This window comes from Phaeobacter gallaeciensis DSM 26640 (assembly GCF_000511385.1).
GTDB lineage: Bacteria > Pseudomonadota > Alphaproteobacteria > Rhodobacterales > Rhodobacteraceae > Phaeobacter > Phaeobacter gallaeciensis.
On the sequence record NC_023137.1, the window covers coordinates 2,608,479 to 2,623,057 of the forward strand.

17 protein-coding genes and 1 tRNA gene are annotated in these 14,579 nt (G+C 61.1%); 5 read left to right on the forward strand and 13 right to left on the reverse strand.

Features of this window, described 5'->3' with window-relative positions; all coding sequences use genetic code 11:
• Positions 1–79: 79 nt before the first annotated feature.
• Positions 80–156 (reverse strand) — tRNA-His (locus GAL_RS12665).
• Positions 157–362: 206 nt separating this feature from the next.
• Between GAL_RS12665 and GAL_RS12670 the strand changes: the two genes are divergently transcribed.
• On the forward strand, positions 363–551 hold the full coding sequence (locus tag GAL_RS12670; RefSeq protein ID WP_024097968.1) for a DUF6324 family protein: 189 nt from the start codon (positions 363–365) through the stop codon (positions 549–551).
• A 21-nt stretch (positions 552–572) separates the two neighbouring features.
• On the opposite strand, the gene GAL_RS12675 is transcribed toward GAL_RS12670, so the two are convergent.
• The 6 genes from GAL_RS12675 to GAL_RS12700 form a co-directional block, all read right to left on the reverse strand.
• Entirely contained in the window at positions 573–1,028 is a 456-nt protein-coding gene (locus tag GAL_RS12675) for an MmcB family DNA repair protein (RefSeq protein WP_024097969.1), read from the reverse strand.
• Positions 1,029–1,457: 429 nt separating this feature from the next.
• The gene (locus tag GAL_RS12680) at positions 1,458–1,787 is read right to left on the reverse strand and encodes a hypothetical protein (RefSeq protein ID WP_024097970.1); all 330 of its coding nucleotides are present in this window, start codon (positions 1,785–1,787) and stop codon (positions 1,458–1,460) included.
• A 235-nt stretch (positions 1,788–2,022) separates the two neighbouring features.
• On the reverse strand, positions 2,023–2,514 hold the full coding sequence (nusB, locus tag GAL_RS12685) for a transcription antitermination factor NusB (RefSeq protein ID WP_024097971.1): 492 nt from the start codon (positions 2,512–2,514) through the stop codon (positions 2,023–2,025).
• A complete protein-coding gene (locus GAL_RS12690) occupies positions 2,511–3,062 on the reverse strand; it encodes a 6,7-dimethyl-8-ribityllumazine synthase (RefSeq protein WP_024097972.1) in 552 nt (183 codons plus the stop codon). Before GAL_RS12690 ends, nusB begins: the two co-directional genes overlap by 4 nt.
• A 1-nt stretch (position 3,063) precedes the next feature.
• Entirely contained in the window at positions 3,064–4,185 is a 1,122-nt protein-coding gene (ribB, locus tag GAL_RS12695) for a 3,4-dihydroxy-2-butanone-4-phosphate synthase (RefSeq protein ID WP_024097973.1), read from the reverse strand.
• Positions 4,186–4,493: 308 nt separating this feature from the next.
• Positions 4,494–5,087, reverse strand: coding sequence for a riboflavin synthase (locus tag GAL_RS12700; protein WP_024097974.1), 594 nt, complete (start codon positions 5,085–5,087; stop codon positions 4,494–4,496).
• Positions 5,088–5,332: 245 nt separating this feature from the next.
• Here GAL_RS12700 and GAL_RS12705 point away from each other — a divergent pair, with 245 nt between their 5' ends.
• The 3 genes from GAL_RS12705 (at position 5,333) to GAL_RS12715 (ending at position 9,893) form a co-directional block, all read left to right on the forward strand.
• Complete coding sequence (locus GAL_RS12705; protein WP_024097975.1) at positions 5,333–6,625, forward strand: capsule biosynthesis protein; 1,293 nt, start codon at positions 5,333–5,335, stop codon at positions 6,623–6,625.
• 96 nt (positions 6,626–6,721) lie between these two features.
• Positions 6,722–7,858: a polysaccharide biosynthesis/export family protein gene (locus tag GAL_RS12710; RefSeq protein WP_024097976.1), complete on the forward strand. Its 1,137-nt coding sequence runs from the start codon at positions 6,722–6,724 to the stop codon at positions 7,856–7,858.
• A gap of 4 nt (positions 7,859–7,862) precedes the next feature.
• Entirely contained in the window at positions 7,863–9,893 is a 2,031-nt protein-coding gene (locus GAL_RS12715; protein ID WP_024097977.1) for a capsular polysaccharide biosynthesis protein, read from the forward strand.
• Positions 9,894–9,927: 34 nt separating this feature from the next.
• Here GAL_RS12715 and ribD read toward each other — a convergent pair whose 3' ends face one another.
• The 5 genes from ribD to GAL_RS12740 all read right to left on the reverse strand — a co-directional run bounded on the left by ribD (position 9,928) and on the right by GAL_RS12740 (position 13,022).
• Positions 9,928–11,046: a bifunctional diaminohydroxyphosphoribosylaminopyrimidine deaminase/5-amino-6-(5-phosphoribosylamino)uracil reductase RibD gene (ribD, locus tag GAL_RS12720; RefSeq protein WP_338107285.1), complete on the reverse strand. Its 1,119-nt coding sequence runs from the start codon at positions 11,044–11,046 to the stop codon at positions 9,928–9,930.
• Positions 11,043–11,510, reverse strand: a complete 468-nt coding sequence (nrdR, locus tag GAL_RS12725) for a transcriptional regulator NrdR (RefSeq protein WP_014873994.1) — start codon at positions 11,508–11,510, stop codon at positions 11,043–11,045. Before nrdR ends, ribD begins: the two co-directional genes overlap by 4 nt.
• A 120-nt stretch (positions 11,511–11,630) precedes the next feature.
• Positions 11,631–12,047, reverse strand: coding sequence for a secondary thiamine-phosphate synthase enzyme YjbQ (locus tag GAL_RS12730; RefSeq protein WP_024097979.1), 417 nt, complete (start codon positions 12,045–12,047; stop codon positions 11,631–11,633).
• A gap of 40 nt (positions 12,048–12,087) precedes the next feature.
• On the reverse strand, positions 12,088–12,579 hold the full coding sequence (locus GAL_RS12735) for a hypothetical protein (protein WP_024097980.1): 492 nt from the start codon (positions 12,577–12,579) through the stop codon (positions 12,088–12,090).
• A gap of 32 nt (positions 12,580–12,611) precedes the next feature.
• A complete protein-coding gene (locus GAL_RS12740; RefSeq protein WP_024097981.1) occupies positions 12,612–13,022 on the reverse strand; it encodes a hypothetical protein in 411 nt (136 codons plus the stop codon).
• Between the two features lie 260 nt (positions 13,023–13,282).
• Here GAL_RS12740 and GAL_RS12745 point away from each other — a divergent pair, with 260 nt between their 5' ends.
• The gene (locus GAL_RS12745; protein ID WP_024097982.1) at positions 13,283–13,957 is read left to right on the forward strand and encodes an SDR family oxidoreductase; all 675 of its coding nucleotides are present in this window, start codon (positions 13,283–13,285) and stop codon (positions 13,955–13,957) included.
• 106 nt (positions 13,958–14,063) lie between these two features.
• On the opposite strand, the gene GAL_RS12750 is transcribed toward GAL_RS12745, so the two are convergent.
• Positions 14,064–14,363 (reverse strand): hypothetical protein, encoded by a 300-nt coding sequence (locus tag GAL_RS12750; RefSeq protein WP_024097983.1) that lies wholly within the window; start codon positions 14,361–14,363, stop codon positions 14,064–14,066.
• Positions 14,364–14,579: the final 216 nt, after the last annotated feature.

Genomic DNA, 14,579 nt, shown 5'->3' on the forward strand with positions numbered 1-14,579 from the left:
ACCACTGTATTAACAGTAAAGAACCCAAGACGCGCCGTGCATACACCGGGCCATTCAAACAGCAATCTTTGATGAAGGGTGGTACCACCTCCCCGGCTCGAACGGGGGACCTCCTGATCCACAATCAGGCGCTCTAACCAACTGAGCTAAGGCGGCACTGAGGGCGATTTAATACAGGGGCGATGAGAGCGCAAGAGGAAAGCCGCAAGTTTTTTGCTCTCAATGTCCAGAGATGTACCATCAATCGAACCGGTCGTGTACACGCCCTGAGATGCTCCATCTGGCAGCGGCGCGTCCTTGCCTTTAGAGTGGCAGCAGGCTAGCAGAACCCGTCAACGCCAGCCCTACGACAGGAGTGCCGCATGAGCATCAACACAGAGCGCGACATCGAAGCCAATATGCAGATCGGCCCCACCGATGCTGGCATGGTGCGCATTTTCATCGAAGCGGACGGTATCGAGATCCCGATGGATTTCGACCCGGAAGAGGCCACTGAAATCGCCGAAGAGATCATGGCAGCCGCTCAGGCCGCGCGCAGCCTCAACACCTGAGGACCGGGACCGAACCGGCCCTCAGATACCCCAGCTCCCAGCCGCACCCGGCTGGGGATCACGCAACCGATGCAGGCGGCTGGCCGCATCCATGGCGAATTTCTGGATCAGCTTCTTGCGTCTTGCGGCGGGCAGCTTCTGCTCCGGCGCCATGCGGATGATCTCCGCGTCGTAGTCATCTGCAATGATCAGCCCGCTATCATCCGGCAACAGCTCATTCGGGAACGCCAGATCCACGGCCCAGAAATAGCGGTCACACCATTCCAGATAGCCCTGCCATTTGCTGTCGGACTGAAAATCGGCGCGGCTGGATTTGCATTCAACGACCCACAGCTCCCCCTTGGGGCCAAGCGCCATAACATCAACCCGGAGGCCGCGCACCGGGACGAATTCCTCAACCGTAACAAAGCCAAGCGCCGCCATATGGCGTGCGACACCGCGTGCAAGCCGCTGTCCGGGAGTGAGTTCATGTATCATGCACCCAATGTGAACAATACATGAACAAATAGCAAGCAGCCTGCCTACCGGCGTGTGGGCAAAGGGATGGCCAGACCCTGCGCTGACCTCGCTTCGGTATCTCCACCGAAAAGAGTTTTACCAAGCCCCTTGTCTCCACCCGACCCGCCCCCTAGTTAGAGCGGAGGCGGGTTCTGCCCTTCTCGTGACAGGTAGCATTCCAGTGGCCTTAAGCAATTCCGAGGGAGCTGGCTCTGTTCGGACCCTGGTCCTTTTATCTGGCGCCCACCTGTACATACAGGTCCTCGGGAATCAAAACCGCACGGTTGACTGGTGGTCCCGCCGCATTCCACCACCGCTCTCGCTGACAGAAGAAAAGCCGCGCCTGAGAGAGGCACGGCTGGTCGATTGGGTTACGAGCCCAAGCCACATCGCACTGTGGACAAAGGGTCAGCGATGGGGCAGCTGCCGGGAGGCTTTCTTGGCGGGGACCCGCACCGGGATCATCTCACGTTTCACATCCGGCGTGATGCGCATTCCACCCCGCGGTCCATCGTCCTTCCCTGCCAGTGACATCACCGCATAGCCGAACTGCACCCCGGCAAAAACGATCCCGTTCATGAACCACAGGATGCCAACCGCCAGAAGGCCGCTGTCCGATGTGCTGACCAGATGCCAAAGGTTCATCACATTGAACCACAACAGCATCCCGACAAAGGCCCCAGCGATGGCAAAGCCGATCGCCACATTCTGAATATAGAGTTTCACCAGCTTCGGCATAAAACGCCCTCCTGCTACAGCAAAAACGGTAGCATTCTTTGCAGGGGCGTCCAGCGGCAAATAGCGGATCGGCGGAATTTGACGCATGTTGCCCGGTCTTTGACGGTCGCCTTCAGAAGCAGAAACAAAAAAACGCGCCACTGAGGCACGCTTTCCGACTGTCTTCAGATAACGTTCTATCTTCATCTGGCTTTTTACGTACCGTTATCGAGGGACGCAGTCTGCCAAGCTGGCCTCAAAAGGCTTCAGGCGCTGCCTCGCGGGCCATGTGGTCCAGCACAGCGTTCACGAATTTCGGCTCTTTGCCCTCCGGGAAGAAGGCACGTGCAATATCGACAAACTCGTTGATCACCACCTTGGGCGGGGTTTTACCCGACAGAAACTCCGCACCAGCGGCACGGAACAGGGCACGCAGCGTAGGGTCGATCCGGGCAATCGGCCATTTGGCCACCAGCGCACGGTCGGTCATCTGGTCAATCTTGGCCTGGTCGTTGACTGCGCCCTCGATCAGCTTGCGAAAGCTCTTGGAGTCGCCCTCAGCCATTTCATCACCGTCATAGACTGCACCAAACCGGTGATCCTCAAACTCGACGATGACCTTGTCGAAGGTCAGATTGCTATGTTCCATCTGAAACAGCGCCTGCACGGCATAAAGCCGGGACGCTGATTTCATCTTGTGCTTGTCACTGCCCTTACGAGCGGCGCCCTGGCTGTCCGAAGTGGTCATGCGGTGGTGGGTCCATTATCTGAGTCGGCCAGTCTGATGGCCTCGGAAGGGGCCTTGAAGCCGACTCCCTTGGTTTGGGCGCCCCATTTACGCGTCAGCGCGATCAGATGCAAGGCCGCAGCCGCAGCGCCACCCCCCTTGTTCTGATCCTTGGTATCTGCGCGGACCTCTGCCTGTTTGCGATTTTCCACGGTCAGGATGCCATTGCCGATGCACAGCCCCTGCAAACCCATCAGTTGGATGGCCCGGCTGCTGTCATTGCAGACGGTCTCATAATGGGTGGTTTCGCCCCGGATCACGCAGCCCAACGCCACATAGCCATCAAAGTTCGAACTGCGATCGGCGATTGCAATGGCCGTAGGCACTTCCAACGCACCGGGCACCTCGATCAACTCGCAGGTGCCGCCTGCGGCCTCGATTTCTGCCTGCGCCCCGGCGACCAGATTGTCGGCGATGTCCTTGTAGTAGGGGGCTACGACGATGAGCAGCTTGACCGGTTTGTCGAAGGTCGGGCGGTCAAGTGTGTAGTGGGATTCATGTGCAGCCATATCAAGCGTCCTTCAGCAGAGGTTTGGTGCCAACAATGGTCAGCCCATAGGCATCCAACCCAACATAGGTGGTGGAGGGCGAATCTGTCAGCAGCACGAGCTCCTGCAGCCCCATTTTCGAGAGGATCTGCGCGCCCAGACCGGTCTGTTTGATGGTGCGCGGACCTTCGTCATCCTGCGCATAGAGCGCGCTGCGCGGCTCGCGGAACAGGCAGACCACGCCGCGCCCTTCCGCGGCGATCAACTCCATCGCGCGGGGCAACTGGCGGGCCGACTTGGGACCCAGCCCCAGCAGATCGGTCGCCTCATGCAGCGCGTGGGTGCGGGTCAGCACAGGCTCCGGCGTGGTGATATCGCCCTTGATCATCACCACATGTTCGATGCCATGGGTCTGATCGGTAAAGATCCGCATCTGCCAATCACCACCAATCTCGGCCGTCACAGTTTCGCGCGAGGTTTCCACCACCAGATTGTCATTGCGCGCACGGTAAGCGATCAGATCACTGATCGTGCCAATCTTCAGCCCATGTGTCTTGCCAAAGGTGACCAGCTCCGGCAGGCGTGACATGGTGCCATCGTCGTTCATAATTTCACAGATCACCCCAGACGGGTTCAGCCCAGCAAGCCGCGAGATATCAACCGCAGCCTCGGTATGGCCTGCCCGCACCAGGACCCCGCCCCGCTTGGCCCGCAGCGGAAAGACATGGCCCGGTGTGGCCAGCGATGCCATTGTATTATCTTCATTGATGGCCTCTGCCACGGTGAGGGCGCGATCAGCTGCCGAAATCCCGGTCGAGACGCCTTCGCGCGCTTCAATCGACACGGTGAAGGCCGTCTCATGACGTGAAGAGTTGTTCACAGCCATCATGGGCAGCCCCAGGGTATCAACCCGCTCTGCGGTCATCGGCAAGCAAATCAGACCCCGCCCATGGGTCGCCATAAAGTTGATTGCAGCCGCATCGGCAAATTCAGCTGCGATGACCAGATCACCTTCATTTTCACGATCCTCGTGATCCACGAGGATGAACATCCGCCCCTGGCGGGCCTCTTCGATGATCTCTTCAATAGGGCTGATTGCATCGCGCAGCTGGGCTTCAATCGGCCCCGGTGTTTCAAAGCTCATTCAGGCAACCTTTCGGTGGGCAGTCGTGGACAGCGGTCTATGCGACCTCCACAGCCCCGAGCAAGGCTGTGGATACCAAAGCGGGATAGACCAGCCGCCCCGCAAATACCAGCCCCGCATGCGGCAGACCATAGCCCGGACGCGGCGTCGCCGTCAGCAGTAGGCCTGTCAGCTGGGGTTTGGTTCGCCAGTGCGACAGCGTCCCGATCTGCCAGTCGCTCCGCAGTCAAGCGCTGACGCGCGCCGCATTGGCGGGAACCGTTCGCTTTGCCCAGATGACCATTTCCATTCGGGAGAGTTGATCAGACCTAGCCGACGTCATTCAACCGCGCGACGTAGCGGGCCAATGTGTCGATCTCCAGATTTACCGCATCACCAACCGCAACATCCCCCCAGGTTGTAACCTCTTTGGTGTGCGGGATGAAATTGATGCCGAAATCACAGCCCTGCACATCATTCACCGTCAGCGAGGTCCCGTTGAGCGCAACCGACCCTTTTGGTGCGATGAAGCGTGCCAAATCCTGTGGCGCGCGCAGGGTGACACGGGTGCTGTCACCCTCCTCACGAATATCTACCACTTCGGCGACGCCATCGACGTGGCCCGATACAATATGGCCCCCAAGCTCATCGCCAACCTTTAGCGCACGTTCCAGATTGACCCGCTTGCCAACGGCCCAGCCATTGCCGCCGATATTGGTCTTGGACACGGTCTCGGCCGAGATCTGCACGTCATACCAATCGTCCCCCAGTGCGATCACTGTCAGGCAGACGCCGTCGGAGGCAATGGAGGCGCCAATATCGATGGTCGCGGTATCATAACCGGTCTTAATCCGCGCCCGCAGGTCGCCCTGCTGCTCCAGCTCGGTGATGATGCCGATATCGGTGACGATGCCTGTGAACATGGGCGGGCTCCTGCAAATGCGGTTGTGGCCGTGTTGATCGGCCGGCGCCTCTCTGGTAGCCATTGGACCGCCGCGCGGCAAGCCCCGCTGTTGCCGGATGAACCCGCCCCGCCCTGCAATCGCCCGACACTGATGGCCGCTCTTGCCTTGTGCCACGCCTACGCCCTACCCTAGAGCGTAGATATGGTTAAGCTGAATTAGCGGTTAAGCCATTGTTTGTACAATCGGGATATATTTGACCCATTATGCACAAGACCGACGATCCACAGCGCGCTTTCCTGTTTCTGCAAGGGCCCCACGGGCCGTTCTTTGCCAGCCTGGCAGAGATGCTGCAGGCGGCTGGCTGTGCTGTCTGGCGCGTCGGCTTCAACGCCGGCGACCAGGCATTCTGGCGCGACAAGACCAGCTACCTGCCCTATCGCGGCACACCGGAGGACTGGCCTGCACATCTCGAACAGGTGCTGGGGGATCGTCAGATTACCGATTTGGTGCTTTACGGCGACACCCGACCGATCCACGCGACAGCTGTGTCCGCAGCGCGCGCGCGCGGAATCCGGGTGCATGTGTTTGAGGAAGGCTACCTGCGGCCGTACTGGGTCACTTATGAACGGGAAGGCTCCAACGGGCATTCTCGGCTGATGGACATGCCGGTCACGCAGATGACTGCGGCCCTTGCCCTGTCCGACATGGAGGCCCCGCTGCCACCATCCCATTGGGGCGATACCCGGCAGCATGTCTTCTACGGTGCAGTCTATCATGGCTTTGTCATGCTGCTCAATCGTGGCTACCGCCAGTTCCGCCCCCATCGCGCGCTACCGGTCACCCGCGAATTTCAACTTTATCTGCGCCGCCTGCTGCTGATGCCATTTCAGGCGCTTGAGCGTCGACGCGCCACAAGACGCATCCGCAACGGCGGCTTCCCTTATCACCTGGCCCTTCTACAATTGGAACATGACAGCGCCTTTCAGGAGCATTCGCCATTTGCCAGCCTGACGGACTTCCTGACCGAAGTGTTTCAAGGTTTCGCCGAGGGCGCACCACGTCATCACCACCTCGTCGTCAAGGCGCATCCGCTTGAGGACGGCCGGGTTCCGATCCGGCGCACTGTCCGTCAGCTCGCCAAACGCTATGGGCTGGAACATCGCGTGCATTACGTCCGCGGCGGCAAACTGGCCGCCCTGCTGAACGAGGCCCGCACGGCCGTTACTGTGAATTCAACCGCAGGTCAGCAGGTGCTCTGGCGCGGCATCCCGCTGAAGGTGTTCGGCAAGGCTGTCTATGACAAGCCAGAGTTTGTTTCGACCCAGCCGCTGGCGGACTTCTTTGCCGCACCCGCAAGACCGGACAACCGCGCCTACAAGGACTATCGCCGCTATCTTCTGGAAACCTCGCAACTCCCCGGTGGCTTCTATTCCCGCAAGGGTCGCCGCCAATTGCTGCGGCAGGTGGTAGATATGATGCTCGCGGCAGAAGACCCCTATCAGGCGCTGATGCAGGGGACAGCGGCACCGCGGCAACAGTTGCGTGTGGTGAGCTGAGGCGCCACATCTCTAAGGCTGGATTTTTTCAAGACACTGCGCTAGCTTGGCCCCAAAACTTGAGGCAAAACAATAATAGGTCGAGGAGACCGAGCAGTGAAAACCGTTCCCTTTCAATGGGCGCGACCGGTTGCGATTCTGGCCGCAGTCTCGCTGGCAGCATCCTGTGGCCTTCCCCAGGTCGGCCCGAACAAGCGTCAGATCTACGCCGGTTCCGTGCAAAAAGAAGGCGATGCCTTCATCGTCTCGGTCAATGACCGTGTCACCCGTGCCACCGCTGTTGTGCCCGCGCTTGGATTTTCCGACAGTTTCCGCAGCGCCGGTCGGCTGACCTCCGATGTGATCCGCCCCGGCGATGTTCTTGGCCTTACGGTTTGGGAAAACGTCGACGACGGGTTGCTGGCAGCTGAAACAACCAATGCCACCGTTCTGGAAGAGGTGCAGGTCGATAGTGCTGGCTTCATCTTCGTGCCCTATGCCGGGCGGCTGCGCGCCTCGGGGAATACGCCGGATCAGCTGCGCCGCACCATCACCAAGAAACTGGAAGACCAGACCCCGGACCCGCAGGTTCAGGTGCGCCGCCTTGCGGGCGATGGCGCAACTGTCAGCCTGACCGGGGCGGTAGGTGGACAGGGGGTCTACCCGATTGAACGCCCCACCCGGACGTTGGCGACGATGCTGGCCCGTGCTGGCGGCGTTGCGATTGAGCCTGAAAACGCTCAGATCACCGTCATTCGCGGCGCCGAGCGTGGCACGATCTGGTTCCAGGATCTCTTCAAACATCCAGAGCTGGACATTGCCCTGCGCGGCGGTGACAAAATCCTGGTAGAAGAGGACAGCCGGTCCTTCACCGCACTGGGCGCCACCAGCGCGCAGGCCCGCGTCCCGTTCGAAAGCCAGAACCTCTCCGCGCTTGAAGCGATCGCGCAGGTCGGCGGTCTGGTCTCTACCGCATCGGACCCTACTGGCGTCTTTGTCCTGCGCAATGAACCTGCGGAAATCGCCAATCAGGTCTTGGGGCGCAACGATCTGATCGGCGCGCAGCGGTTGGTCTATGTGCTGAACCTGACCAAACCCAACGGACTGTTTGTGGCGCGCGACTTCGTGATCCGCGATTCCGATACGCTCTACGTTACAGAGGCGCCCTACGCCCAGTGGACCAAGACGATTTCCCTGCTGGCCAGCCCCCTGGCCCCCATCGCCAGCGTCGAAAGTTTGGCCAGCGGCGGCTGATGACATGACGGGACAATACCCGACAACCAAGGCCGGGGGCGCGCGCTCCCGGCTTTTTTATTACAACGCCGGCTTCCTGCGTCAAAAGCGGCTGCGGCGCATCCTGTCGCTGGCAGGGTATGACCTGCGCCTGGGCAAACCAACCGCCGATGATCTGGTCGCGGTCTGGGGCAATGCAGATACCGCCCATCGCGGCCAGGCTGTGGCAGAGGCGCAGGGCTGTGAGCTGTTGCGGGTCGAGGACGCTTTCCTTCGCTCGATCCATCCCGGCCGCGCGGGGGAGCCGCCATTGGGGCTGTTGCTGGACCGCTCCGGGTTGCATTTTGACCCTGCAACCCCCTCCGATCTGGAGCAGCTGCTGGCCTCGCACCCACTGGATGACAGCGCGTTGATGCGACGCGCCCGCCGCGCCATCGCGCGACTGCAGGACGCCCATCTAAGCAAATACAACGCCTATTCGCCGCAGGCACCGGTCCCCGACCCCGGTTACGTGCTCGTAATTGATCAGGCCCGTGGCGATGCCTCTGTCCGCGCCTCGACTCCGTTTGAAGGCACCGATCACGCTCGGTTTCAGGAGATGCTGTATTACGCCCAGGACGAACATCCCGGCGCCCGCACCATCATCAAATCCCACCCGGAAGACCGCGCAGGCCACCGCCCCGGCTACTACAGCGCAGCAGACGCGCAGGGCCGGGTTGAGATCCTTGACGCGCCGGTGTCGCCCTGGGCGCTGCTGGAGGGCGCAATTGCCGTCTATACTGTATCGTCGCAAATGGGGTTTGAGGCGATCCTTTGCGGCCACAAACCCCGTATCTTTGGCCAGCCTTTCTATGCCGGTTGGGGCCTCAGCGAAGATGAATTCCCCGTCACCCGACGCCAGCGCCGCCTGACCCGGGCTCAACTGTTTGCAGCCGCGATGATCCTGTATCCCAAATGGTACAGCCCACACCACGACCGCCTTTGCGAGCTGGAGGAGGTGATCGACGCGCTGGAGGCAGAGACCCGCGCCTGGCAGCAGGACCGCGCTGGCTGGATTGCCTCTGGCATGCGGCTCTGGAAACGTCACCCGCTACAGAATTTCTTTGGCCGCTACCGGCGCCTGCGGTTCAGCAACAGCGCCAAAACGGCAAAGTCCAGCGGGCGCAACTGGATGATCTGGGCCGGGCGCACCAGCACCGGGCAATCTCCGGGCGCTCATCGTGTCGAGGATGGGTTCCTGCGGTCGCGCGGCTTGGGCGCGGATCTGATCCCGCCGCTGTCACTGGTGGTGGACCGGCAGGGGATCTACTACGACCCCCACCAACCCAGCGATCTGGAGGATCTGATCGCGGCCCGCACCATGCTGACGCCGGAGCAGCAGCAGCGCGCAGAGGACCTGACCCAGCGACTGGTGCAAGACAGCCTGTCGAAATACAACCTTGGCGGCACGGTGCCGGACCTGCCGGAAGGACACCGGGTGCTGGTGGTGGGACAGGTGGCCGATGATGCCTCGGTTCGGCTGGGCTGTGAGAAAATCGCCACCAACGCCGATCTTTTGCGCGCCGCCCGTAAGGCAAACCCAGGCGCGGTGCTGATCTACAAACCCCACCCCGATGTGGAGGCCGGACTGCGTGATGGCAGCATCGCCGCAGAGCAGCTGGCGGATGTGGTGGTTCCAGACAGCGATCCGATGGCGCTGTTGGATATGGTGCATGAGGTCTGGACGATGACGTCGCTCATGGGGTTTGAGGCCCTGCTGCGCGGGGTGAAGGTCACGACGGTTGGCGCGCCCTTCTATGCCGGTTGGGGGTTGACCACGGATCTGGGAGCCGTCCCGGTGGCCCGACGCCGTGCACGCCCCGCGCTGATGGGTCTGGTTCATGCCGCACTCATCGACTATCCGCGCTATGTGGATCCTGTCAGCGGCTTGCCCTGTCAGGTGGAACTGGTGGTCGAGCGTCTGGCCAAAGGGGACATCCCCGCACCCGGCACCGCCAACAGAACCCTTGCCAAGCTTCAGGGCCTGCTGGCCACCTACGCCCACCTGTGGCGCTGATCTGCGCGCGCTGCGACCCCGTGGGGCTGTGGCCCTAACGCAGGGAGCGCGTCCAGCGGTGTTGGATATCAGCCCCAACCGGTCGAACATCAAGCAAATCAAAGCGCGGCGCCTCGGCCAATGCGTCCAGCCCGAGACTGCCGATCGAAGACAAGCCATCGCCGCCGATACCCAATCCTGCGGTGAACCCGATCAGCTCATCCACCAAATCCTGCGCCAGAAGCGAGGCCGCAAGCGCACTGCCCCCCTCGCAGAAGACCCGTGTCAGCCCCGCCTGCCCCAGTTGCTGCAACACGTCGCCCGCGTCCAGTTGCAACCCATCCGCCGCGCAGGGCAGCAAGACCGCCCCCAACCCTTCCCAGGCGCGCAGGCGTTCGGTGTCGGCCCCGGCACCGTGGCAGATCCAGACCGGAATGTCGCGCGCGCTGCGCGCCAACTGTCCCATCAATGGCAGATCCAGATGGCGTGAGATCACCACTCGCACCGGCTGATGGGTCACGCCAAGGTCCCGTACAGTCAACGAGGGATCATCTGCCCGCGCGGTGCCGCCGCCCACCATCACCGCATCGTGGCGCGCCCGCATGGCATGTACGGCCCGCCGCGCCTCCGCCCCCGTGATCCATTTGCTTTCACCTGCAGCGGTGGCAATGCGCCCGTCGAAACTGCTTGCCAGTTTCAGGGTCACAAAGGGACGCCCCTGTTCAGTCTTCAGGAAGAACCCGGCATGATCCCGCGCTGCCGCATCGGAACACACCCCGGTGGTGACCGAGATCCCTGAGTCACGCAACATCGCAAACCCATGGCCTGAGACACGCGGATCGCTATCCTCAATCGCGGCGACGACACGCGCCACACCCGCGTCGATCAAGGCCTGCGCGCAGGGCGGTGTCTTGCCGGTGTGAGAGCAAGGTTCAAGCGAGACATAAGCCGTTGCACCGCGCGCCAAGTCTCCGGCCTGCTGCAACGCCTGTGGTTCAGCATGGGGACGCCCACCCGGTTGGGTCCATCCGCGGCCAACAATGCGTCCGTCGCGTACGATCACGCAGCCCACCGCAGGGTTCGGCCAGCAATTCCCCTGCCCGCGCCGCCCCAACGACAATGCCAGCGACATGAACCTCGCATCCTCGGGCCGCGCCCGTTCTGCGGGACTCACTCTTCCGGCGCCACCGGAGGGCGCAGCTCGTGAACGAAATCCTCGAAATCATCCGCCGCCTGGAAATTTTTGTAAACGCTGGCAAAGCGCACATAGGCAACGGTATCGATCCGGGCCAACGCCTCCATCACGATCTCACCAATCTTGCTGGACTGAATATCAGTCTCGCCCATGCTCTCCAGCCGCCGCACGATACCCGAAATCATCTGGTCAATGCGTTCCGGCTCAATCGGGCGTTTCTGCATGGAAATACGGATCGAGCGCTCCAGCTTGTCCCGGTCGAAATCTTCGCGTTTTCCGTTGGTCTTAATCACAACAAGATCACGCAGCTGCACCCGCTCGTAGGTGGTAAAGCGACCGCCGCAAGCCGGACAGAACCGACGTCGGCGGATCGAGACATGATCCTCAGCAGGGCGCGAGTCTTTTACTTGGGTGTCGATATTTCCGCAAAACGGGCAGCGCATCTGCTGTCCCCCCTGTTCCAGTCCGCCGGTGAACGGGACGCCGCTGCGCCCTTATCCACAACTATATGGCAGCCTCTAGGGTTTGGGTAGAGGTGAATTGCCACCACAAGATGCCGGGGCCTAAACCAGATGCGCGATCACCCTGCGGCTGTGTGGCGCGTCGCGATGCTCGAACAGGTAGATACCCTGCCAGATGCCCAAAGCAGGGCGACCACCGGTCACCGGAATAGACAGGCTAACCGGCAACAACGCTGCCTTGATATGGGCGGGCATGTCGTCCGGCCCCTCATAGGTGTGACGCAGATAAGCCATCGACGGATCGGAGGCCGGTGGCACCAAAAGGCACAGATAGGCCAGCAGATCGCCCTGCACTTCCGGGTCAGCGTTCTCCTGTATCAACAGCGAACAGGATGTATGCTGCAAAAAGAGCGTCAGCAGCCCTTGGCTGCGCCCGCTATCCTGCACCCACCCGACGATCTGATCGGTTATCTCATACAGCGCCTGGCCACGGGTTGTGACGGTGAACTCTGCCTGCATAACCTCTGCCCCTGGTCCTGATTGCACTGATCTGGGCGCCTTAGTTGCGACTGCGGAAGGGGAAAATCCAGTCCTCGCATTTTCCATAGGCGGCATTGGCGCGGAACGCATATCCCGGCGTCAGGATATCGCCGGTCCAATTGCCGGTAAAGGGAGTCACCCCGGCGACCGCCGGATCCAGCGTGAAGCGCACGGCAGAGCGGGCACCAGTGATGGTGCTGGCCCCGATACCGTCCACGGCGTAAATCTTCGTCTGCCAGGACAGCCCCAGGGATTTGCGTACATAGTCTCCGGCGGCACACCAATAGTCGGATTTGAGGGCACCGGCGCGGCCAATCACCTCAAACTGGCCCGTCCCGGCGGGCACCACCTCCAGCCGGTTGATGGCGCGAAAGGCGAAGGCCGGTGTCGACAGGGCGACCAGCACCAGCCCCACGCCCACTGTTCCCAGAATGCGCCGCCCACCTGAGGTGGGGATGGTACGACCCGCTACTCTAGTAAGGCGGGAGGTAAATCTGGAAATAAAACGCATGGTCAACCTCCTGGTTCAGGCCACTGTGATCCTCAGAAGCGGGTGAAAGCGGTTGCGCATTGGTGGTCGGCCTGCTGAACACTCAGCCGATCCCCGACGCGATAGGCATTGGTCCGCTTCAGCCAGCTGTCGCCACGCTCGCTCGCAACCGGTGTCAGGGTGAAATGCACGGTGGATTTGCGGTTCACCGCCACCCCGGCGCCCAGGCCACGGGCAACGTAGATGTCCTGCCCCCAGCCCGCGCCCAATGCACGGCGTGCGTAGTCCGCAGCCCCACACCAGAACGCCGAACGGACAGCGCCCTGCGGCGGGGCCACTTCGAATTGACCATCGGGCAGCGCAAAAACCCGCGCCTGATCAGGGGTGACATGGCCTGTCGGTGCGGCTTCGGCACAGGCCGAGAGCGCAAGCGTTGCTGCTAGAAGTAGTGAAGGTAGTCGCATGATGCCAATCCCTGAATAAGTTGAGCTGCCGCGCGTCCAGACAGAAACCCTCAGACCAACGGGGCCGGCGCTGCAATGCCTGTAAAATAGGTCTCTGTCTTGAGATAGGAGGCCACTGGCAGGATTCCAGATACCGAGCGGTGCAACCAGTCACAACTGATCACTTTCACCGGGGCAACGTCACTTTGCCGCGGCGGAGCAACCAAACACCTGGTCACCGCGTTGGGCAGGCAAATACCCGTCAGACAGAGGATACCTCCATGGCCCAGAAAACACTATTCATCACCGGCGCCTCCAGTGGCATTGGCGCTGCAACCGCTCGAGCTGCCCATAAGGCGGGCTGGAATGTCGGATTATTCGCCCGTTCCGAAGACAAATTGAACAGCCTCGCCACGGAACTGGATGATGGCGCCCTGGTCCTACCCGGCGATGCGACGAAATTCGAAGATCAGGTTGCCGCCCTGCAGCATCTTCGCGACAGTTTCGGACAGGTGGACGCCGCTTTTGCCAATGCGGGCACTGGTCTGAACACACCCGGCACGGAGAAGGGGGACCCAGCTGAATGGCACGATTTGGTGCATATCAATATCATGGCCCTGCTCTATACAGCCAAGGCGGCCCTCCCGCATCTGAAACGCCAGAAAGGCCACATGGTGTTGACCGGCTCAGCGGCCGGGCGGGTGCATATCCCCGGCTCAATCTACGGCGCCTCCAAATGGTTCGTCCATGGCTATGGTGGCAATCTTGCGGAGGAGATGAAGGAATGGGGCGGTCGCTGCACGGTGGTTGCACCGGGCATGGTGGACACCGCCTTCTTTGACGAGGCCAAGCCAGACAAGCTGAAACCCGAAGATGTGGCCGATGCCGTCGTCTTTGCGCTGGAGGCTGACCCGCGCAACGCCGTGCGTGAAGTCTTCCTAATGCCTACCGGATGAGCTGACTTTCGGCGGACTGGCTAGGTAGCAAATCATCCGGTCGGGGATTGCACCCCCTTCCGGGTGGTTACGGCGTGTCACTGATGCCCTTGAACTAAGCCGCTGGTCAGTGGCGGCGCTCGGTAGGAAAGGGTATGATTTCAGCGGTTTGCCCTTCGGTCAGGGCCGTTGCCAGCACATCCAGAACATCCGGATCGGCGGTCTCGCCAGCTTCTTCGCCGAAGGTGGCGCAAGCACGATCCATCAGCATTGCGCGGGCAGCCGGAGCCTCCAGTTCCTCCAGCAACGCGCGATCCTTGCGCATGATATCCACCAGAAACGCGTTCGCTTTTGTCAGCGTACTGAGCGATCTAAGCTTGTCATCCAACACGGTGAGTGCGTCCTTCAAATTCGAATAATGCGGCATTGGACCCCCTCCGATATCGCGAAATTAATATATTGGTAACTTAGGTGCTCGCGGGCCGAAAACAATTGTTGACCGTTAGGAATGGTTAACGCACCAACCTACCCGACACCTCAACCGGAGCCTCGTTCAGCACCTCGTATTTCGCTCTGCACCCAGCGCGATCCTAGACACGCGCAAGAAAAAAGGCGCCCCCGTGGGACGCCTTTTTCTTTGGTG